This is a genomic window from Desulfoluna sp. HI9BLuna (assembly GCF_056829775.1).
Map to the genome: position 1 here is coordinate 1,766,492 of NZ_CP186555.1, position 18,551 is coordinate 1,785,042.

An 18,551-nucleotide genomic window follows, 5' to 3' on the forward strand; every position below is an offset into this window, starting at 1 on the left:
CCAGGATCACGAACCGAGCATGCGATCTCATTTGCTTGCCATTGTACTCTCTATTAATCAAGGACTGCGATACCTGAGCAGGTATTTACATTCAGAACGCTGTGACCGAGCGCGTGAACATCACGCTGCATACAGAACATGCCATCCGCATCACGATAATTTTGATTTGACATATTTTTAAGATCACTTTGAGAAGGAGAATTGTCATGCGTTTTGCCAAAAACAACGATGTACTCGGAACCGTAAACCGTGGAAACCCCGCTGAATCAGGACTTTGCACCCTTTGCCGCGCCGACTGTCAGGGCAAATGCGAGACCTGGCTCTCCAGCATGGTCGGCCGTAAACTCCTTTACCCCCGTGATTTCGGTGTGGTCACCGCTGGTGCCAACAACACCACCCACCTGGGCGTCTCCTACAACTCCCTGCGAATCCAGGGCTACGCGTACGGCGCCATGGGCCTCAACGGCACCCTCACCAACGACCCGGACGACTGCATCTTCCCCAACGTGGACCTGACCACCGAGTTCGGTAACGAAATCAAGACCAAGTGCCGCATGCCCCTGATGACCGGTGCCCTGGGTTCCACCTTCATTGCCGCCAAATACTGGGACTCCTTTGCCATCGGCTGCGCCCTGACAGGTATTCCCATCGTCGTCGGCGAAAACGTCGTGGGCGTGGACCAGAAGTCCATCATCGAAAACGGCAAGGTCATCAACTCCCCTGAGCTGGACCGCCGCATCGAAACCTACCTGCGTTACTATGACGGCTACGGCGCCATCATCGTTCAGCTCAACGTGGAAGACACCCGTAACGGCGTGGCCGAGTACGTTGCAGAGAAGTACGGCGACAAGTGCATCATCGAGCTCAAGTGGGGCCAGGGCGCCAAGGACATCGGCGGCGAGATCCAGGTCTCCAGCCTCGATTACGCCACCTTCCTTAAAGAGCGTGGCTACGTGGTTGACCCCAACCCCCTCCTTCCCGAAGTTCAGGAAGCATTCAAGAGCGGTGCCATCAAGTCCTTTGCCCGACACAGCCGCCTCGGTGGAACCAACCTCAACAGCGTAGAGCTCGTTCGCGAAGACTTCATGAAGAGCGTGGACTACCTCCGCAGCCTCGGCTTTGCCCGCATCTCCCTGAAGACCGGTTCCTACGGTATGGAAGAGCTGGCCATGGCCATCAAGTTCGCCTCCGAAGCCAAGCTCGACCTGCTCACCATCGACGGTTCCGGCGGCGGCACCGGCATGAGCCCCTGGAACATGATGCAGAGCTGGGGTGTTCCCTCCATCAACCTCCACGCCAAGGCCTACGAATACGCGGCGGCACTGGCTGCCAACGGCCAGGACGTTGTGGACATCTCCTTTGCAGGTGGTTTTGCCCTGGAAGACAGCATCTACAAGGGCCTGGCCCTGGGTGCCCCCTTCACCAAGCTCATCTGCATGGGTCGTGCCCTCATGGTTCCCGGTTTCCTCGGGGCCAACATCGAAGGTGCCATCCACCACGAGCGCAAGGAAAATGTCAACGGCAACTGGGATGCACTTCCCAAGACCGTTACCCAGTTCGGCACCACCCCCCAGGAGATCTTCTCCTGCTACTACGACATCGAAAAGAAAGTGGGCAAAGAGGAGATGGAAAACATCCCCTACGGCGCCATGGCCATCTGGACCCTCGCCGACAAGCTCGGCTGCGGCATCCAGCAGCTCATGGCAGGTGCCCGTCGTTTCTCCATGGACACCCTGACCCGAAACGACATTTTCGCAGCCAACCGCGAGACCGCCGAAGAGACAGGTATCCTGCACATCTCGGACATCAACGACCAGTCCGCCAAGAAAATCCTTCTGGGATAATCTCCCTGGCAGGCGGCGCGTTGACCACCGCTGCATGATATAAAAAAAAGCCCCCGGTTTTCCGGGGGCTTTTTTGTTATGACAGGCACTCTGGCATGTCGATGCGAAGTCCGGGCACGGCGTCGCGGGCCTCTGCAAGGGTCTCGGGGCGGGAGCGGTAGAGGGACGGGTCCACCTGGGCGGCGCCGTTTTTAAGGTCGGTGAGGGGCCACCCGGCTGAGGAAAGGCGGGCAAGGACAGTTGACGGGTCGCTGAGCATCTCGGCGTGGGGCACCAGCAGGATCTCGGAGTCGCCCCGGGCATTCACGTCCCGAACCACCTCCGCCACCAGCTCGTGGTATTTCTGAAGGACAAAGGGGGGACGGCGCCTGAACATCTTGAGATAGCTCACCTCGATCTCCTTGGGATCCCGGGTCATAAAACAGATGCGATAGGGGTGAACGGGCAGCCCCTTGAGCCGCCAGTGCAGCACCTTGATGAGCTGCCCTGAAAAAATCCCGGGAAAGCCGGGGTCATCGAACTCTTTGCGGCCCAGCTCGAAAAACCCTTCCGGGTTTGGGTGGTAATCCTCCCTGCCGTACTTTTCCCCCAGCACCTCATCTTTTCTCGAGTTGTACCGGGCCACCATGCCCGCCCCTTCAAGCACCTTCATCATCATGGAAGTCCCGGATCGCATGTATCCCGAGACAATATATACCGGCTCGTCCATTTCCCTCTCTCCTTGCCTGCGTCTACCCAAAAACCTTTCCAAGCCATCTGCTATAATACACCCCCAGGCCCCGGCGCCACCTTTTCCGTCACATGTAATGACGGGACGCATCTGAAACCGCTCCCCATTCGCTATTTCCCACTCGATATTCACTATTGACCATTCACTCCCCACCCCCCTTTTCCTATTTCCTCCCGCCCCGTCCGATGGTATGAACGGACCACCTAAGGCTATCCGGCCATTGCCCCGTCCAGACTCGTTAAGGAATTGTTATGACGACCCGAGTGTTCACCCACAACCACCCTGTCACCCCGGGGATGCGTGCGTCCCAAAAGGGGCATGCCCCCCTGCTCCTCTGGTTCACCGGTCTCAGCGCATCGGGAAAGTCCACGGTGGCCGGTCTTCTGGAGCAACGGCTCCATGATCACGGGGTCCACACCATCCTCCTTGACGGGGACAATGTCCGCTCCGGTCTCAACCAGGACCTGGGGCTCTCACCTTCCGACCGCAAAGAGAACATCCGCCGCATCGGAGAGGTGGCAGGGCTCTTCCTGGATGCCGGGCTCGTCACCCTCTGCGCCTTTATCAGCCCCTACCGCGCCGAACGGAACGCCCTGCAGGAAAAATTTCAAAACCGGTTCGTGGAGATCCACGTATCCACCCCCCTTGAGGTGTGCCGCACCCGAGATCCCAAAGGCCTCTACGCCAGAGCAGAACAGGGGGTCCTCACCGGCATGACCGGCCTGGACGCCCCCTACGAGCCCCCGGAAAATCCGGATCTCACCATCGACACTAGCACGCGTTCCCCCGAGGCCTGTGCCGGCCTTCTCCTGAGCCAGATTCTCCCAATGCTGAAAAGGCAGCCCTGACATGGAATTCACCGCCGTTGCCCTCATCATTGTCTCTGCGTTTACCCATGCGGGATGGAACCTCTTGGGAAAACACGAGCACCCCTCCATCGCGTTTTTCCTGGTGGCCACCGTCATCGGCACCTTGGCCCTTTCGCCGGTGGTGCTGCCCGTGGTCCCCACCGTGCTGCGGTTTCCCCCGGCGGTCTGGCTTCCCCTGACCGTGGGGGGGCTCTTCCAGTGCCTCTACTACACCAGCCTCTCTGCGGCCTATCGGTGCGGAGATCTCTCCGTGGTCTACCCCATTGCCCGGGCTTTTCCCCTGGTCTTTGTGGCCGCCGGGTCTTTTCTCCTGGGGCGGGGTGACGCCATCTCCGCCACCTGCCTTGCGGGCGGCGCCTTGATCATGGCGGGCTGCTTTGTGCTGCCCCAGGCCTCCTTTAAAGACATCCGTCCGGGGGGATATCTCAACCGCGCCTCGGCAACGGCCCTTGTGGTGGCCCTGTGCACTGTGGTCTACTCCCTGGCCGACGACCACTGCATCCGCCTGCTCTCCCCCCTGACGGACCAGGGCATCTCCTCCTTCAGGCTCTCCCTGCTCTATCTTCTCGTCCAGAACCTCACAAGTATCGGCTTTATGCTCCTTCTGGTCCTGCCAAGGGCAACGGCCCGGGGGCGTCTCCGGCACACGGTCACCCGGCGCCTCAAGAACGCCGCCGTCACCGGTATCGGCGTTTCCGGCACCTACAGCCTGGTGCTCACCGCCATGAACTTTGCCTCAGACGTCACCTACGTGGTGGCCTTCCGCCAGCTCAGCATTCCCCTGGGCGCCCTCATGGGCATGGGGATCCTCAAGGAGAGCCGCACCGCGCCAAAATTCACGGGCATTGCCATCATGTCCGTGGGGCTTGTTCTCGTGGCTGCGGGATGATTCTTCAGTGGAAATCCTGACAAAAACCCTGTATAAACTCCCCCCAAACACGCTTAAATCCAGAAAGGGCCTGACAGGGCTCTTTTTTATAAAACCGGGGAGTTCACATGAGCCAGGTTAACGAAAAGATTTTTATCGACGCCCTCCAGATGGAACGGGACTGCTGGGGATTTGCCAAGAAAATTTTCACGGCAGGGGAAGATTTTGAGATCCTCTCGGGCATCACGCGGGGCGGGGCCCAGATCTGTATCTACATGCAGGAGGTCTTTGGCCTCCTTTCCGGAACCCCCAAGGAGTTCACCACCATCCACGCCCAGTCCTACACGGGCATCGCCCAGGCCGGTGAGGTTCTGGTAGAGAACCTGGACTCTTTGAAGCGCCGCATGGAAAAGGGCAAGCGCCTTCTCATCGTGGACGACATCTTCGACCGCGGAAAAACCTTCAAGGCGGTGTACGAGCGCGTTCTGGACGAGGTGGAGTGCAACCCCGAAGACGTAAAAATGGCGGCCCTCTACTACAAGCCGGAAAACACCCAGGTGGACATCACCCCCCACTTTCATTACCGCAAATACGCCTCCCAGGACTGGCTGGTCCTCCCCCACGAGCTGGAAGCCCTCTCCAAAGAGGAGCTCGCCGCCAAGGGATTCATCTTCCCGGATCCGACCAAGGGCAAGTAGCCCAACCTCCGGCTCAAACGCAGAAAAGCGGACCCCATACGGGGCCCGCTTTTTTTGTTTTCCAAGGGCATGGGAGCTTTATATACCCTACACCGTTACCGGCACCCAGCGTTTCATAAAACACACCTCAAACGGCAGGTGGTCAAAACGCTTCACCGACTCCGTCTCAAAGCCAAGGGACCGATACCAGGCCTTCAACTCGGCAAACTCTGAAATGATGCCGATGCCCAGGGTATCGACGCCCAGGTTGGCTGCCTCCCCCAGGGCATGGGCAACAAGGCGGATACCTGCTCCGCAGCGCCTCCTGTGGGGAAGAACCGATAACCTCTCCACGTACATTTCCTGATCCGACGCCCGTTCCAGGGCCATGCACCCTGAAGGAGAGCCGTCGGTATCCAGGAAAAAGTACCTCACGCCCCGTTGAAAATCAGCCTGAACCCACGAGTCCAGGCAAAAGGAGGGGTGCTTGGGACAATTTTCCTTTGTAAGGTCAAAACGCTCTGCAACGTCCCGGTGGGAGAGGCGTATCATGTCGGCAAGGGTATCCGCATCCTGCACGCGGGCTTCTCGAATTGTCATCTCTGCCATCACGTTTTCTCCGTAGTCATCTCAGCCTGAAAATCCGTATCGCCCTTTATCATGCGCCCGGGCGCCCCCTTTGTCCAAACCTTTTCACACGTCTCTTCCGTGTGTTACCCCAGGGGATACAGAGCTGGATGGCCACAGCCACGGCACACCCCGGTGGCTTTTTATTTTCTCCGATGCAAGGCAACAGAACCCTCACGTCCCCGACACACAACCGAAACAGGGATGTCTTTAAAATACATGCAACCACTCATCAAGGAGGCCATGTATGAGCACGCTCATCAAGACGTTCACAACCTGTGACGTGAGACTCTTCCTCTGGATTGTCCAAAGGCCCCGTGCCCAGCGTATCGCCGGGGTGTTCCGCTGGATCTCCCGGCTGGGGGACGGCTACCTCTACCTTGCCGCAGGATTGGGCCTTGCGCTCTTCGAGCCTGTAAGAGGACCCTACTTTCTTGCGGCCGGGCTCCTGGCCTTTGCCCTTGAGCTGCCCCTCTACCTGTTCCTGAAGCACACCATCCGAAGGCCCCGGCCCAACCACGCCCTGGGCCAGGTGTCAGCCTTCATCACCCCGTCGGACACCTTCAGCTTTCCCTCGGGCCACAGCGCCGCCGCCTTTGTCACGGCCACCCTGGTGGGACACGTCTACCCCGCCTTCATGATCCCGGCCCTGGGCCTGGCCTTTCTCATCTCCCTGTCGCGGGTGATCCTGCGGGTCCACTACCCCACGGACATCCTGGCGGGCATGACCCTGGGGATCAGCAGCGCCGTCTCCGCCCTTCTCCTGATGCCGGGAGGGACCCCGTGAAGATCTTTTACGGTGTCCAGGCCACGGGAAACGGCCACATCACCCGAGCCCGAATCCTGGGTCGTGCCCTTGAAGCGGCAGGAGCAAACGTTACCTGGCTCTTCTCCGGCAGGCCGCCGGAAAAACTCTTCGACATGGAGGCCTTTGGTGACTACCGGGCCTGCAAAGGGCTTACCTTTACCACGGTAAAAGGACGCATCGCCCCGCTGAAGACAGCGGTCAACCTCTCGTTTCCCACCTTTTTCCGGGATGTCCGCGCCCTGGACCTGTCTGGTTTTGACCGCATCATCAGCGACTTTGAACCGGTCACGGCCTGGCATTGCCGCTTCCATGGCCTGCCGTGCCTGGGCATTTCCCACCAAAACGCCTTTGCCGACCCCGTCCCCGTGGAAGGGGCCCGGCCCCTGCAGCGCCTTGTCATGAAATGCTTTGCCCCCTGCACCACCTCCGTGGGCCTTCACTGGCATCCCTTTGCCCCGCACATCCTGCCCCCCATCATCGACACGGCTCACTCCGCGGCTCCACCGGACCCAGGAAAAATTCTGGTCTACCTGCCCTTTGAAGAACGCCGCGCCGTTGAGAAGGTCCTTGCCCAGGCAGGACAGGCCCGGTACACGGTCTATTGCGACATCAACGCCCCCCGGGACCAGGGGAACCTGCATCTCCGCCCCTTCAGCCGCACAGGGTTCCAAAAAGATCTTGCCACCTGCCAGGGGGTGATCAGCAGCGCGGGCTTTGAGCTTGCAAGCGAGGCGATCCACCTGGGCAAAAAGCTCCTGGTCAAACCCGTGGACGGCCAGATGGAGCAGCTCTCCAACGCCAGGGTCCTTGAACTCCTTGGCTTTGCGACTCGCATGGAACGCCTTGCCCCACACACCGTCACAGCGTGGCTGGATGCCCCCATGCCCGCCCCCCGTCCCTTTCCCGACACGGCATCGGAGCTGGCCCACTGGATCACCCGCGGCTGCACCGAAAAAATCGACCTTCTCTCACGGCGCCTCTGGGCACGCGCAACTCGCCATGATCCCCTTCGGGCCATGGACCGGCCCACCGGCCGTCACCCCGATCCCCCCCTCCCCGCCCGGGGTTTTACGGCCTGAAGCCCCCTTAGCCCGGATATTTCATCAGCAAAGAAGGAACATTCTGCCGCCTTTCCTCCCCGCCCAGCCAGCCGGACTCCGGTGCCCCCCTTTACATTGTCCTAAACCTGCCCTATATTTATCCATTCGAGCAACGACACCACTGGTTGATGCGGTTGTTGGAAACGTCACCGCCAGCCGACGACACGGCGTGCGGGCACGGATGAAAAAGTAACGGACAACTATACAGCGCGGGCCCTTTGAACGCCGAGGCATTCCCGAGGCCGGACAGCGGTCGTCCCCCACCACCTTACCTGGGTGGCTGTATTGCTTTTTTTCCCTGCCCGGCCCCTGCGGCAGCTGGCGACATGTTGTATATATAACGCGGCCTCACCCATTTGTTTTTGAGGCCATCATGGGTTTATCCATGTCATTTACCTTGCCACTCACACTGGGCCTTATGAAAAAGAAATTAGGAATCAAAATCGGACGGAACGAACTCTGCCCCTGCGGCAGCGGGAAAAAATACAAGAAGTGCTGCGCTTTGAAAAAAGGCCAGCCCGATCCCGACAACGTGGAAGCGTATTACAAAAACAAGTTCGACATCCGCCTGAAAAAGCCGGAAGACATTGAAAAAATAAGGGTCGCGGGCGATCTGGTGGTCAGGACCCACGAGCTGGTCAAAGAGATGATCAGGCCGGGCATCACCACGGATGAGATCAACACCGCCGTCCACGAGTTCACCGTCAAGAACGGCGGCATCCCCGCCCCCCTCAACTACAAGGGCTACCCCAAGAGTGTCTGCCTCTCCCTGAACGATGTCATCTGCCACGGCATCCCCGGAGACCGGGTCCTCAAAGACGGCGACATCATCAACGTGGACATCACCTCCATTGTGGACGGATTTTACGCAGACGCCAACCAGACCCACTATGTGGGCACCCCGTCCAAGGACGCCGTGAAAATCGTGGAGGTGGCCAAAGAGAGCCTGAAGCAGGCCCTTGCCGTGGTGCGCCCCGGCAACACCATCGGAGACATCGGCCACGCCATCCAGAGCTACGCCGAAGGCCAGGGCTGCTCTGTGGTCCGGGAGTTCATCGGCCACGGGGTGGGCTACGAGTTCCACGAAGGCCCCCAGGTCCCCCACTTCGGCCGCAAGGGCCACGGCATCCCCCTGGTGCCCGGCATGGTTTTCACCATCGAGCCCATGATCAACTTAGGGAGCCCCGAGCTCTATATCCTCGATGACCAGTGGACCGCCGTCACCCGCGACGGCTCCCTCTCCGCCCAGTTTGAGGAGACCATTGTGGTCACCGAAGAGGGCTTTGAAAGCCTCACCCCCCTGGGCCTGTAGACACAAGCCCCTGCACTGCCCCCGGCCTCTCCGCCGGGGGCAGCGCCTCCGTCACATGGTTTCCGAATCATCCTCCGACACCGAATCCAGGATCACCTTCTGAAAAGTCCGGTCAAACAGGTAGATACGAAATGCCCGCCCCATGCGGGTCAGCTCCAGGGTCATGGCGCTGTTCTGCTCCACGCTGAGTCCCCGGCTCACCCCCCGTCTCAGCTTCATCTCCCGGGCCACCATCTTGCCCACCAGATCCGAATAAAAGGTGAGGTCCTCCAGGTCCACCCCCATGGCCAGGGCTTTCCGGGCCAGGGACGCCACCATCACGTCCTCCCGATCATACTTTCCTTCGCTCACCGGAAGCAGAAGGCCTAAGGCCTCCAGCCGTTCCACGATCTCTGCGGTGAGGCCGGTGTCGCGGATAAAGACCTCACGCGAAATGGCCTGGGGATCCTCCTGGCCGAACACCACCTCGTGGAGGCTGGCCATCACCGCCACCTCATCGTCGGCTGCGTTCTTGTGGAACAGGTCCCCGATCTGCGCCAGGGAGAGGCGATGCCGGTTCTGCAGCAGGCGGATCAGCCGGATCCGCGCCACGGTGTCCGGGGGGTACCACGCCACATTGGTCTCGGTCTTCACCGTTCCCGGCAGGAGCCCCAGGTTGGCATAGTGTTGAATGGTGGACCCGGGCAGCCCCGTCAGCGACTTGAGGTCGCGCATCTTCACATAAGGCACCCCGCGATTCGTACGGGGAATATCTTCGGATATCATCTGCTCCATTGTGCCTGATCCTCGATCCTTCGCATGGGTTGGCAATTCCGCCCCCACAGGCCTGGAATTGTAGAATTTTATCACCGTGTGTATCCCGACGCGGGTTGTCCAAACCCGACGACACGACCCTGCCGTCGTGGTGGCAGGCCCCTTCCCCATGTGCCTTTTTTTTTCAAAAAAAACAGCGGTTCAACAAAAAACCATAGTGGGTCTGAGCACTTACATAAAAAACAACAAATTCGAGTTTAAAACTGAGGAAAGCAATTACCGCGCGCCTCGGGGACTTGCGGCAAGAATGGTTCCGATATTAAAACATTGTTTACCAAGTTTCAACCACCAAAGTGGCAAGTGAAACTTTCCGCTTTACACACGAATTGACCGTCTGCTAAAACTCACTCAGTGGAGAAGGGGGAAGTAGACATTTCAGTAGTTTCATGGTGCACTTTCCGGCCCCTAAAGATTTGCTTTTGCAACTTCAAGGAGTCCAAAGATGAACATCACCGTCCTTAGTGGGAGCCCGAAGGGTAAGGACAGCGTTACCCTGCAATCGGTCAACTACATCAGTAAACTGTTCCCGGAACATACCTACGATGTGTTCCACATCGGCCAGACAATCAACGCCCTCATGGAAGAAAACGGAGATGCCTTTGACGCCGTCATGGAGTCAGTGAAACAGGCAGACCTCATCCTCTGGGCCACACCCGTCTATACCTGCCTGGTGCCTGCCCAGTACAAGCGCTTCATCGAGAAGGTGTTTAACGACGGCAAAGCCCCGCTATTCAAGGGAAAATATGCTGCGGCCATCTCCACCTCCATCAACTTCTTCGACAACTATGCCGTGGACTACCTCCGGGCCATCAACGACGACTTAGACACCCTCTTCGCCGGCTCCTACTCCGCAGATTCCTACGACCTCCTCAAGGAAGAAGGACAGATACGCCTGGCCCAGTTTGCCGCGCAACTCTTCGAGGATGTCGCCTCCGGGGCCATGTTCGGCAAGCGCACCTACCCGCTCTCCTACAGCTGGCATGTCTACGAAAGCGGCCCGGCGCCTGAACCCGTGGACTCAGGCCCCCTGAAAGTGCTGCTCATCCAGGACGAAAACTACGACGGAACCAATTTAGGGCGCATGGTGGCACGCTGCACCCAAGGGTTCAAGGCGGACATCGAGGTGGTTACCCTCTCAGAGCTCAACGTCAAGGGAGACTGCCTGGGCTGTATCCAGTGCGGATTCGACCACGCGTGCATCTACGAGGGCAAAGATGACTTCATCGACTTTGCCCGGGAAAAGGTGGCCCCGGCCGATATCCTCATCCTCGCCGGTGAAATCAGGGACCGGTGGCTCTCGTCCACCTGGAAGCAGTTCTTCGACCGCAGCTTTTTCCAGAACCATGTTCCCGCATTAAAGGGCAAGCAGGTGGGCCTGCTCCTCTCCGGCCCCCTCACCCAGATGGTGGCCCTGAAAGGGACCCTGGACGCCATCGTCGAATGGCAGGGCGCCCACCTTGCCGACACCGTCACCGACGAGGTGGAGAGAAGCGGCTTCATTGACTCCCGCATCGATACCATGGTCCGCCGCATCACCGCCTTTGCCGAGCGCGGGTATGTGCGCCCGGCCACCTTTGTGGGCATCGGTGGCCGAAAGGTCTTCCGAGACGACGTGTGGGGACGCCACCGCTTTGTCTTCCAGGCCGACCACGCCTACTACGAAGCCAACGGGCTCTACGATTTTCCCCACGACGACGCCGACGCCATGAAGATGAGCGAAGACATGATCAAGCTCACCCAGGACCCGGACATGCGTCAGGCCATACGGAAAATGCTGAAAAAAGAGATGGTCAAGCCCCACAAAGGCATCGTGGAAAAAGCCGACACCCCCAATGACTGAAGGGCGGCATAAATAAATACCGTTCGGTTTCCTCATCCAAAAGCCCTGCACGCCCGACTTGACGCGTGCAGGGCTTTTTTCATTCCTGTTTTCCCGAAACCCGCTCCCTTTGACGGCCTCAACCCATCAACACACGCCCAGCCCCTTGATAGGGAACCCGCACGCAAAAAACATCATGGATTCCCCACCATAGCCACAATTCCCTTGACAAATGACCGCCAGTCACGGTTTTTTAATGACGCATCACCATTCCACAACAAGGCGAAACACCATGGTTTCAGGCCGAGCCATCGCCACGGCCTTCGACGTGACATCACACCAGGATTTCCGAGGAGTGTACCATGACCCGACATGTCCTTCGCTGTTCCTGCCTTCTTCTTGCCGGGGCCCTTGCCCTGGCCCTTTTTTCCACCCCTGCAGCAGCCAAGACCTGGAAGCTGACCTACAGCGTCTTCTTTCCCGCCTCCCACGGCCAGGCCAAAGCCGCCGAAGCCTGGGCCAAAGAGGTGGAAAAACAGAGCAACGGCCGCATCAAGATCACCGTCTTTCCCGGCGGAACACTCACCAACGCCAAAAACTGCTACGACGGGGTCACAGGGGGCATCTCCGACATCGGCATGTCGGTGTTCGCCTACAACCGGGGCCGCTTTCCCGTCATGGAGGCCTGTGACCTGCCCATGGGCTATCCCGACGGCCTCACCGCCTCCCGGGTGGTCAATGCCTACCACCGGGCCATGGCCCCCAAAGAGCTGGACAAGGTCAAGGTGCTCTACCTCCACGCCCACGGACCGGGCCTGCTCCACACCAAAAAACCCGTGGCCTCCCTGGCCGACCTCAAGGGCCTGAAGATCCGCTCCACCGGCCTCTCGGCCAAGGTGGTAAAAGCCCTGGGCGCCGTGCCCGTGGCCATGCCCCAGGGCAGCACCTACGAGGCCCTTCAAAAGGGCGTGGTGGAAGGCACCTTCGGGCCGGTGGAAGTCCTCAAGGGCTGGCGCCAGGCCGAGGTGATCTCCTCCACCACCCTCTGCAAAACCGTGGGCTACACCACCACCATGTACGTGGTGATGAACAAGCGAAAATGGAATGCCCTGCCCGCCGACCTGCAAGCCATCTTAGAGCAGACCAGCGCCCGGTGGGTGGATGTCCACGGCAAAGCCTGGGACGAGCTGGATACCTCAGGCATGGAAGCCAGCCTTGCCCGGGGCAACCGCACCGTGGAACTCTCCAAAGAGGAAAACGCGGCCTGGAAAGAAGCGGTCCGCCCGGTGGTGATGGATTACATCACCCGGGCCTCAGAGAAAGGCCTTGACGGAGCCACCCTGGTGGAGACCCTCAAACGCATCATGGCCCTCCAACTCCAGGGGAGGGGCGCATGACCAGGCCGGGCCCGCTCACCACAGGCATCACCAAGGGAGCCACGTTCTCTGCCTGGCTCGCCGCCGCCTGCCTTCTGGCCATGATGGCGGCCACCTGCCTGGATGTTGTCCTGCGCTTCTTCCGCAGCCCCATCGCGGGGACCTACGAAACCGTGGGGTTCCTCAGCGCCCTCATGGTGGCCTTTGCCCTGGCCGACACCACCCTCAAAGGGGGCCACATCGCCGTGGCGTTCCTGAGGGAAAAGCTCCCCCCGGCCCCTGCAAAATGGCTGGACCGCACCGTCACCCTGGTGCTCATCCTCCTCTTCGGCCTCCTCACCCTGCGCATGGGCAGCCACGCCCTGGAGCTGAAAGAAGCCGCCGAGGTCTCCATGACCCTCAAAATCCCGGTGTGGCCCGTGGTGGCAGGCATCACCGCAGGCATGGGTCTCTTTGTGGCCGTACTGGCCACACGGCTAAAGTAGCGAAAAGCGTGCCTTGTATGGTCAAAAAGCCAGCCTCCGGCGGCCAGGTGGGGGCACCTGGAAACCCTGAGGCGAATGCATGAAAGCAGACATCATGCAACCGTTTTCAAGGCATTCGCATGGTGTGTGACATGTGGCCGCCGCTTTTGCAGGAGAGGCCCATTTCATTTTTCTAAAAACACGATGAAGGGTTTTGGAATTTTCTTAATATCACCCGGACTAAACAGATTATGAACCGTCCCGTAAAGCCGCCAGCTTTGGTTGCGGGCGGAGCCCGCAGAAAATGCCATTACGATTTGCCCTGAGGAACGAAGGGCGAAGCGCAATGGCAACCTGCTTTCGAGGTGGCACACCTCGCCGCCGGAGGCTTTTCGGCATTTTCAACCGAGCTATTGAAGGTCTGTATCTTTATGATGTCTCCAACAACCGCCGGGGCCGCCGGTTTTCTTTTTCTCTTTGCCCTTCTCTTCACGGGCATGCCCGTGGGCTTTGTCATGGCCCTAACCGGCATCCTGGGGTTTGGTGCCCTGGTCTCCTTTGACGCGGCGTTGAATTTGGCGGTGCGGGACATCATCGACGTCTTCGGATCGTACAACCTCACCGTGATTCCCCTGTTCATCTTCATGGGCCAGATTGCCTTCCATGCGGGCATCAGCACCCGGCTCTTCAAGGCAGCCTACCGGTTCATGGGTCATCTGCCCGGGGGCATGGCCATCGCCACCATCGGCGCCTGCGCCGGATTTTCCGCCATCTGCGGCTCCACCAACGCCACCTGCGCCACCATGGCCTCGGTGACCATCCCGGAGATGAAGCGTTACGGCTATAAGGACACCATGGCCGCAGGGGTGGTGGCGGCAGGGGGGAGTCTGGGGATCCTCGTGCCCCCCAGCGTCATCTTCATCCTCTACGGCATCATGACCGAGCAGTCCATCGGGGGACTCTTCATGGCAGGCATCCTTCCGGGGATCCTGCTCACCCTGCTCTTTGCCGCGGCCGTTGCCGTCTGGGCCCTCATCACCCCGGAGGTGGCGCCACGGGGACCCAAAAGCACCACCAAAGAGCGCCTGGCGTCGTTGAGCGGCCTGGTGGAGACCCTGCTCCTCTTTGCCCTGGTCATGGGCGGGCTCTTCTTCGGCATTTTCACTCCCACGGAAGCGGGGGGCATCGGCGCCTTCGGCACCCTGGCCATTGCCCTGGCCCGAGGCACCATCGACGTTTCAGGCTTTGCGGCCGCCCTCTTCGAAACCACCCGCATCTCCTGCATGATCCTTGTCATCGTTGCCGGGGCCACCATCTTCGGCCATTTTCTGGCCGTCACCCGCATTCCCTTTGAAATCGCCACGGCCGTGGCGGACATGGCCCTGCCCCCGTATGCCGTCATCGGCCTCATTGTCCTGGTCTACCTGGTGGGCGGGTGCTTCATCGACGCCCTGGCCCTGATCATGCTCACCGTCCCCATCTTCTACCCGGTGGTCACCGAGCTGGGGTTTCACCCCATGTGGTTCGGCGTGGTCATCGTGCTGGTCACCCAGATCGGCGTCATCACCCCCCCTGTGGGAATCAACGTCTACGTGGTGCGCAGCGTGGTGCCCGAGATCCCCCTTTCCGTGATCTTCAAGGGGGTGCTTCCTCTGCTTGCGGCCCTGGCCCTGGCCGCCCTTCTTGTGATATTCTTTCCAGATATTGCCCTGGTCCTTCCCGAGGCCATGGGATAACCCGAGCAACAGGCCGAGAGGACAGCACCATGCATCTCAGACACATCATCGCAGGACTTCTTGCCGCGGCCTGGGTTCTCTCCAGCGGGACCGGATATGCGGAATTCTACCAGTACAGAAACGAAGACGGGGTCATCTGCTTTACCGACGACCTGAGCCAGGTGCCCAAAGAGGAGGCGGAAAAATCAAAGGTCTTCTACGACCAGTTTGACGAGAAGCCCGAAGAGCCCGTGGTCGACCTCAAAGAGGAAGAGATGACCAAGGAAGAGCGGGAGCGGAAGGGCAAGCCCGCCCCCGTGGCCAATGCGCCCTCTACCCGGTTCACCTTTGCCGACAACAAAATCCTGGTCCGGGTGACCATCGGCAACAACAACCGGACGGTCTCGGCCATCCTGCTCCTGGACACCGGGGCCAGCACCACGGTGATCCACAAGGCCCTTGCACGCCGCATCGGTCTGAGGAACATGGCTACGGGCCATGCCTCGGTGGCAGGCGGCCACACCATCCAGACAGGTATCACCAGGGCGGATTTTATCTCCCTGGGTCCCAAGAAGCTTGAAAACCCCACCATCACGGTCATTCCCTATTACGGAGGCCATACCCAGCACGAAGGCCTTTTGGGCATGGATTTTCTCAAACACTTTCCCCACACCATCGACACGGCAAACCATCGCATCCTCTGGGCCAAGTAATCAGCCACTATGTTCCCCGTAAAGGAGGAATACCCCCATTGCGATTCGTCGATGTCGCCCGGCTCTCCCCAGCTTGCCCCGCACCCGGAAAGCCCCGGGGGGCAAACCCGCCTTTCCCGCGTGCGGAGAAACCGAAAAAAACACGTTTTTCCACGAAAAATCCATTTACAATCAAGGCATGAATTCGGTAAGAGATCCTGTAACATGAAAGGGATCATTCTCAAGCTGTTTCCTCTTCCCCCACCCGACCGGTGGACATCCCATCCGATCACGACGAGACAGGCTCACGATGCTTTTCAACCCCCGCCAGGGTGACCGGCGGTCAGCAATCCCGCAGGAAGGGCGCTCCACGTGCCTGCGTCCTGTAAGGAATCCGGCACCCCTTGTGATATTTGATGGCAAGCCATCCACCAACACAACATGAAGGAGTCGTTGCATGAAAATCGAGAAGATCGGCAGCCGTATTGCCGGCCTGATGAAACAACGGGGCATCACCCTGGAGGATCTTGTGGAGCGCACGGGACTTCAACGGGAGTTCCTGGAACAGATCGGTCGTGAGAAAGAGTATTTCCCCTCCCTTGGCCCCCTGCTCAAAATTTCACGGGTCTTAGGGGTCCGCCTGGGCACCCTTCTTGATGATCAGGTAAGCGAAGATCCTCTTATTGTGCGCAAAGGCGATCAGAAAAGAGAGATCGACATGCTCCCGGACAAGGACAAGCCCGTTGCCCTCAGGTTCTTCTCCCTGGGCCAGGGCAAAACCGACCGGCACATGGAACCCTTCTTCATCGAGATCCTGCCTGAATCTGCCCATGACAAAAAACTCTCCACCCACGAAGGGGAGGAGTTCATCGTGGTCACCCAAGGGGAGGTGGAGGTCATCTACGGCACGGAGACCCACCTGCTCAAGGCCGGGGACAGCATCTACTACAACTCCGTGGTCCCCCACTACGTAAGCTGTGCTTCAGAGACCCCGGCGTGCATCTACGCGGTGCTCTACATCCCGGAATAGTGGGGACGGACGCCCGCCACGCCCGTGCCATGAAGATCCCTCGGTTACGAACCCGGCCCGTGAAACGGGCCAGCGCAATACGGAGCAGCAGACCATGACCACCACCAATCTTCGGGAACTGACCTTAGGGCAGATCCTCGACAAAGCCGTTGCCGAGCACCCGGACAACGAAGCCATCATCTACGTGGACCGGGACTTTCGGCTCACCTATCGCGAATTTGGCGAGACCGTGGACCGGGTGGCCAGGGGCCTCATGGCCCTGGGGGTCCAAAAGGGAGAAAAGGTGGCGGTCTGGGCCACCAACATCCCCTACTGGGTGACCCTTCAGTTTGCCACTGCCAAGATCGGCGCCATCCTCCTCACCGTGAACACCAACTACCGCTCCGCCGAGCTGGAGTACCTGCTTAAGCAGTCGGAGTCGGAGAACCTCCTTGTCATCAACGGGTATCAGGACGCCGACTACATCAACATCGCCTGCGACCTCATCCCCGAACTCAAGACCTGCCAGCGCGGCTACCTCAAAACCGACACATTCCCCCACCTCAAACGGGTCTTTTTCCTGGGTCACGAAAAGCACCGGGGCATGTACTCCATCCCCGAGATCGAAGCCATGGCCCCCATGATCTCAGAGGAAGATTACCAAGCCCGCCAGGCCACCCTCTCCTGCCACGACGTGGTGAACATGCAGTACACCTCCGGCACCACCGGATTTCCCAAGGGGGTGATGCTCAGCCACCACAGCATCGGCAACAACGGCTTCTGGATCGGCGAAAACCAGAATTTCACCCATGAAGACCGTCTCTGCCTGCCGGTTCCCCTCTTTCACTGCTTTGGCTGCGTCTTAGGGGTCCTGGCCGCCGTCACCCACGCCAGCACCCTGGTAGTCTTAGAGAGCTTCGACCCGGTGCAGGTGATGGCCTCCGTGGAAGAGGAGCGCTGCACAGCCCTTTACGGCGTGCCCACCATGTTCATCGCCATCCTGGAGCACAAGCTCTTTGCCAAGTTCGATTTTTCCTCGCTTCGCACCGGCATCATGGCCGGGTCCTCCTGCCCCATCAACGTGATGAAGCAGGTGATCCGCAAGATGTACATGAGCGAAATCACCATCTGCTACGGCCTCACCGAGGCCTCTCCGGTGATCACCCAGACCCGCATCGAAGACAGCATTGAAAAGCGCGTGGAGACTGTGGGCAAAGCCATGCCCGAAATCGAGGTAAAACTCATTGATCCGGAAACCGGAGACGAAGTGGCTCCGGGAACCCAGGGCGAGCTCTGCTGCAGGGGATACAACGTGATGAAGGGCTACTACAACATGCCCGAGGCCACGGAAAAAGCCATTGATAAAGACGGCTGGCTCCACTCCGGGGACCTGGCCACCATGGACGAGGACGGCTACATCACCATCACCGGCCGCCACAAGGACATGATCATCCGGGGCGGGGAGAACATCTACCCCCGGGAGATCGAAGAGTTCCTCTACACCATGGAAGAAATTCAGGACGTCCAGGTGGTGGGCATCCCCAGCCGCAAATACGGCGAGGAAGTGGCCGCCTTCGTCATCCCGAAACAGGGGGCCGATCTCCTCCCCGAAGACGTGCGGGACTTCTGCCGGGGAAAAATCAGCCGCTTTAAAATCCCCAAACACGTGGCCATTGTCGATGCATACCCCATGACGGCCAGCGGCAAGGTGCAGAAGTACAAAATGCGGGAAAACTACAAAACCTGGTTTCCCCATCACGAATAGCGGAAAAAACACCAGGGGATAAATCCCCTGGACCCCAGGTTCGCAAATGCTCCGGGGCTCGTT

17 protein-coding genes are annotated in these 18,551 nt (G+C 59.4%); 14 read left to right on the forward strand and 3 right to left on the reverse strand.

Annotated features, from left to right (window positions below):
- The first annotated feature begins 206 nt into the window (after positions 1-206).
- Positions 207-1,844, forward strand: a complete 1,638-nt coding sequence (locus ACOYW0_RS06940; RefSeq protein ID WP_482417807.1) for a glutamate synthase-related protein — start codon at positions 207-209, stop codon at positions 1,842-1,844.
- A gap of 76 nt (positions 1,845-1,920) precedes the next feature.
- Here ACOYW0_RS06940 and ACOYW0_RS06945 read toward each other — a convergent pair whose 3' ends face one another.
- Complete coding sequence (locus tag ACOYW0_RS06945; protein WP_482417808.1) at positions 1,921-2,553, reverse strand: hypothetical protein; 633 nt, start codon at positions 2,551-2,553, stop codon at positions 1,921-1,923.
- Positions 2,554-2,825: 272 nt separating this feature from the next.
- Here ACOYW0_RS06945 and cysC point away from each other — a divergent pair, with 272 nt between their 5' ends.
- The 3 genes from cysC to ACOYW0_RS06960 all read left to right on the forward strand — a co-directional run bounded on the left by cysC (position 2,826) and on the right by ACOYW0_RS06960 (position 5,009).
- The gene (gene cysC, locus ACOYW0_RS06950; RefSeq protein ID WP_482417809.1) at positions 2,826-3,422 is read left to right on the forward strand and encodes an adenylyl-sulfate kinase; all 597 of its coding nucleotides are present in this window, start codon (positions 2,826-2,828) and stop codon (positions 3,420-3,422) included.
- A 1-nt stretch (position 3,423) separates the two neighbouring features.
- Positions 3,424-4,332: an EamA family transporter gene (locus ACOYW0_RS06955; protein WP_482417810.1), complete on the forward strand. Its 909-nt coding sequence runs from the start codon at positions 3,424-3,426 to the stop codon at positions 4,330-4,332.
- 107 nt (positions 4,333-4,439) lie between these two features.
- Entirely contained in the window at positions 4,440-5,009 is a 570-nt protein-coding gene (locus ACOYW0_RS06960) for a phosphoribosyltransferase (RefSeq protein ID WP_482417811.1), read from the forward strand.
- Positions 5,010-5,096: 87 nt separating this feature from the next.
- Here the strand turns inward: ACOYW0_RS06960 and ACOYW0_RS06965 are convergent, their stop codons facing one another.
- Positions 5,097-5,597, reverse strand: coding sequence for a GNAT family N-acetyltransferase (locus ACOYW0_RS06965; protein WP_482417812.1), 501 nt, complete (start codon positions 5,595-5,597; stop codon positions 5,097-5,099).
- 265 nt (positions 5,598-5,862) lie between these two features.
- Here ACOYW0_RS06965 and ACOYW0_RS06970 point away from each other — a divergent pair, with 265 nt between their 5' ends.
- The 3 genes from ACOYW0_RS06970 (at position 5,863) to map (ending at position 8,835) form a co-directional block, all read left to right on the forward strand.
- The gene (locus ACOYW0_RS06970) at positions 5,863-6,402 is read left to right on the forward strand and encodes a phosphatase PAP2 family protein (protein WP_482417813.1); all 540 of its coding nucleotides are present in this window, start codon (positions 5,863-5,865) and stop codon (positions 6,400-6,402) included.
- Positions 6,399-7,502 (forward strand): MJ1255/VC2487 family glycosyltransferase, encoded by a 1,104-nt coding sequence (locus ACOYW0_RS06975; RefSeq protein WP_482417814.1) that lies wholly within the window; start codon positions 6,399-6,401, stop codon positions 7,500-7,502. The genes ACOYW0_RS06970 and ACOYW0_RS06975 overlap by 4 nt, the downstream gene beginning before the upstream one ends.
- A 439-nt stretch (positions 7,503-7,941) precedes the next feature.
- Entirely contained in the window at positions 7,942-8,835 is an 894-nt protein-coding gene (map, locus tag ACOYW0_RS06980) for a type I methionyl aminopeptidase (RefSeq protein ID WP_482417815.1), read from the forward strand.
- 51 nt (positions 8,836-8,886) lie between these two features.
- Here map and ACOYW0_RS06985 read toward each other — a convergent pair whose 3' ends face one another.
- Complete coding sequence (locus ACOYW0_RS06985; protein WP_482417816.1) at positions 8,887-9,609, reverse strand: MerR family transcriptional regulator; 723 nt, start codon at positions 9,607-9,609, stop codon at positions 8,887-8,889.
- 481 nt (positions 9,610-10,090) lie between these two features.
- On the opposite strand from ACOYW0_RS06985, the gene ACOYW0_RS06990 reads away from it, so the two are divergent.
- From ACOYW0_RS06990 to ACOYW0_RS07020, 7 genes are all read left to right on the forward strand, one after another.
- Complete coding sequence (locus ACOYW0_RS06990; protein ID WP_482417817.1) at positions 10,091-11,488, forward strand: NAD(P)H-dependent oxidoreductase; 1,398 nt, start codon at positions 10,091-10,093, stop codon at positions 11,486-11,488.
- Positions 11,489-11,829: 341 nt separating this feature from the next.
- Positions 11,830-12,864: a TRAP transporter substrate-binding protein gene (locus ACOYW0_RS06995; protein ID WP_482417818.1), complete on the forward strand. Its 1,035-nt coding sequence runs from the start codon at positions 11,830-11,832 to the stop codon at positions 12,862-12,864.
- Positions 12,861-13,328 (forward strand): TRAP transporter small permease, encoded by a 468-nt coding sequence (locus ACOYW0_RS07000; RefSeq protein WP_482417819.1) that lies wholly within the window; start codon positions 12,861-12,863, stop codon positions 13,326-13,328. Before ACOYW0_RS06995 ends, ACOYW0_RS07000 begins: the two co-directional genes overlap by 4 nt.
- Before the next feature lie 413 nt (positions 13,329-13,741).
- Positions 13,742-15,043, forward strand: coding sequence for a TRAP transporter large permease (locus tag ACOYW0_RS07005; RefSeq protein WP_482418823.1), 1,302 nt, complete (start codon positions 13,742-13,744; stop codon positions 15,041-15,043).
- 29 nt (positions 15,044-15,072) lie between these two features.
- The gene (locus ACOYW0_RS07010) at positions 15,073-15,735 is read left to right on the forward strand and encodes a retropepsin-like aspartic protease (protein WP_482417820.1); all 663 of its coding nucleotides are present in this window, start codon (positions 15,073-15,075) and stop codon (positions 15,733-15,735) included.
- A gap of 436 nt (positions 15,736-16,171) precedes the next feature.
- Positions 16,172-16,744 carry a helix-turn-helix domain-containing protein gene (locus tag ACOYW0_RS07015; RefSeq protein WP_180139290.1) on the forward strand — a complete coding sequence of 191 codons (573 nt, stop codon included), beginning with the start codon at positions 16,172-16,174 and terminating at the stop codon, positions 16,742-16,744.
- A gap of 94 nt (positions 16,745-16,838) precedes the next feature.
- Positions 16,839-18,488: an AMP-binding protein gene (locus ACOYW0_RS07020; RefSeq protein WP_482417821.1), complete on the forward strand. Its 1,650-nt coding sequence runs from the start codon at positions 16,839-16,841 to the stop codon at positions 18,486-18,488.
- Positions 18,489-18,551: the final 63 nt, after the last annotated feature.

What these genes read in the sequence shown, in the direction of transcription:
- ACOYW0_RS06940 (WP_482417807.1), top strand. Translation starts at nt 207, where the DNA reads ATGCGTTTTGCCAAAAACAACGATGTACTCGGAACCGTAAACCGTGGA.
- ACOYW0_RS06945 (WP_482417808.1), bottom strand. Translation starts at nt 2,553, where the DNA reads ATGGACGAGCCGGTATATATTGTCTCGGGATACATGCGATCCGGGACT.
- cysC (WP_482417809.1), top strand. Translation starts at nt 2,826, where the DNA reads ATGACGACCCGAGTGTTCACCCACAACCACCCTGTCACCCCGGGGATG.
- ACOYW0_RS06955 (WP_482417810.1), top strand. Translation starts at nt 3,424, where the DNA reads ATGGAATTCACCGCCGTTGCCCTCATCATTGTCTCTGCGTTTACCCAT.
- ACOYW0_RS06960 (WP_482417811.1), top strand. Translation starts at nt 4,440, where the DNA reads ATGAGCCAGGTTAACGAAAAGATTTTTATCGACGCCCTCCAGATGGAA.
- ACOYW0_RS06965 (WP_482417812.1), bottom strand. Translation starts at nt 5,597, where the DNA reads ATGGCAGAGATGACAATTCGAGAAGCCCGCGTGCAGGATGCGGATACC.
- ACOYW0_RS06970 (WP_482417813.1), top strand. Translation starts at nt 5,863, where the DNA reads ATGAGCACGCTCATCAAGACGTTCACAACCTGTGACGTGAGACTCTTC.
- map (WP_482417815.1), top strand. Translation starts at nt 7,942, where the DNA reads ATGAAAAAGAAATTAGGAATCAAAATCGGACGGAACGAACTCTGCCCC.
- ACOYW0_RS06985 (WP_482417816.1), bottom strand. Translation starts at nt 9,609, where the DNA reads ATGGAGCAGATGATATCCGAAGATATTCCCCGTACGAATCGCGGGGTG.
- ACOYW0_RS06990 (WP_482417817.1), top strand. Translation starts at nt 10,091, where the DNA reads ATGAACATCACCGTCCTTAGTGGGAGCCCGAAGGGTAAGGACAGCGTT.
- ACOYW0_RS06995 (WP_482417818.1), top strand. Translation starts at nt 11,830, where the DNA reads ATGACCCGACATGTCCTTCGCTGTTCCTGCCTTCTTCTTGCCGGGGCC.
- ACOYW0_RS07000 (WP_482417819.1), top strand. Translation starts at nt 12,861, where the DNA reads ATGACCAGGCCGGGCCCGCTCACCACAGGCATCACCAAGGGAGCCACG.
- ACOYW0_RS07005 (WP_482418823.1), top strand. Translation starts at nt 13,742, where the DNA reads ATGTCTCCAACAACCGCCGGGGCCGCCGGTTTTCTTTTTCTCTTTGCC.
- ACOYW0_RS07010 (WP_482417820.1), top strand. Translation starts at nt 15,073, where the DNA reads ATGCATCTCAGACACATCATCGCAGGACTTCTTGCCGCGGCCTGGGTT.
- ACOYW0_RS07015 (WP_180139290.1), top strand. Translation starts at nt 16,172, where the DNA reads ATGAAAATCGAGAAGATCGGCAGCCGTATTGCCGGCCTGATGAAACAA.
- ACOYW0_RS07020 (WP_482417821.1), top strand. Translation starts at nt 16,839, where the DNA reads ATGACCACCACCAATCTTCGGGAACTGACCTTAGGGCAGATCCTCGAC.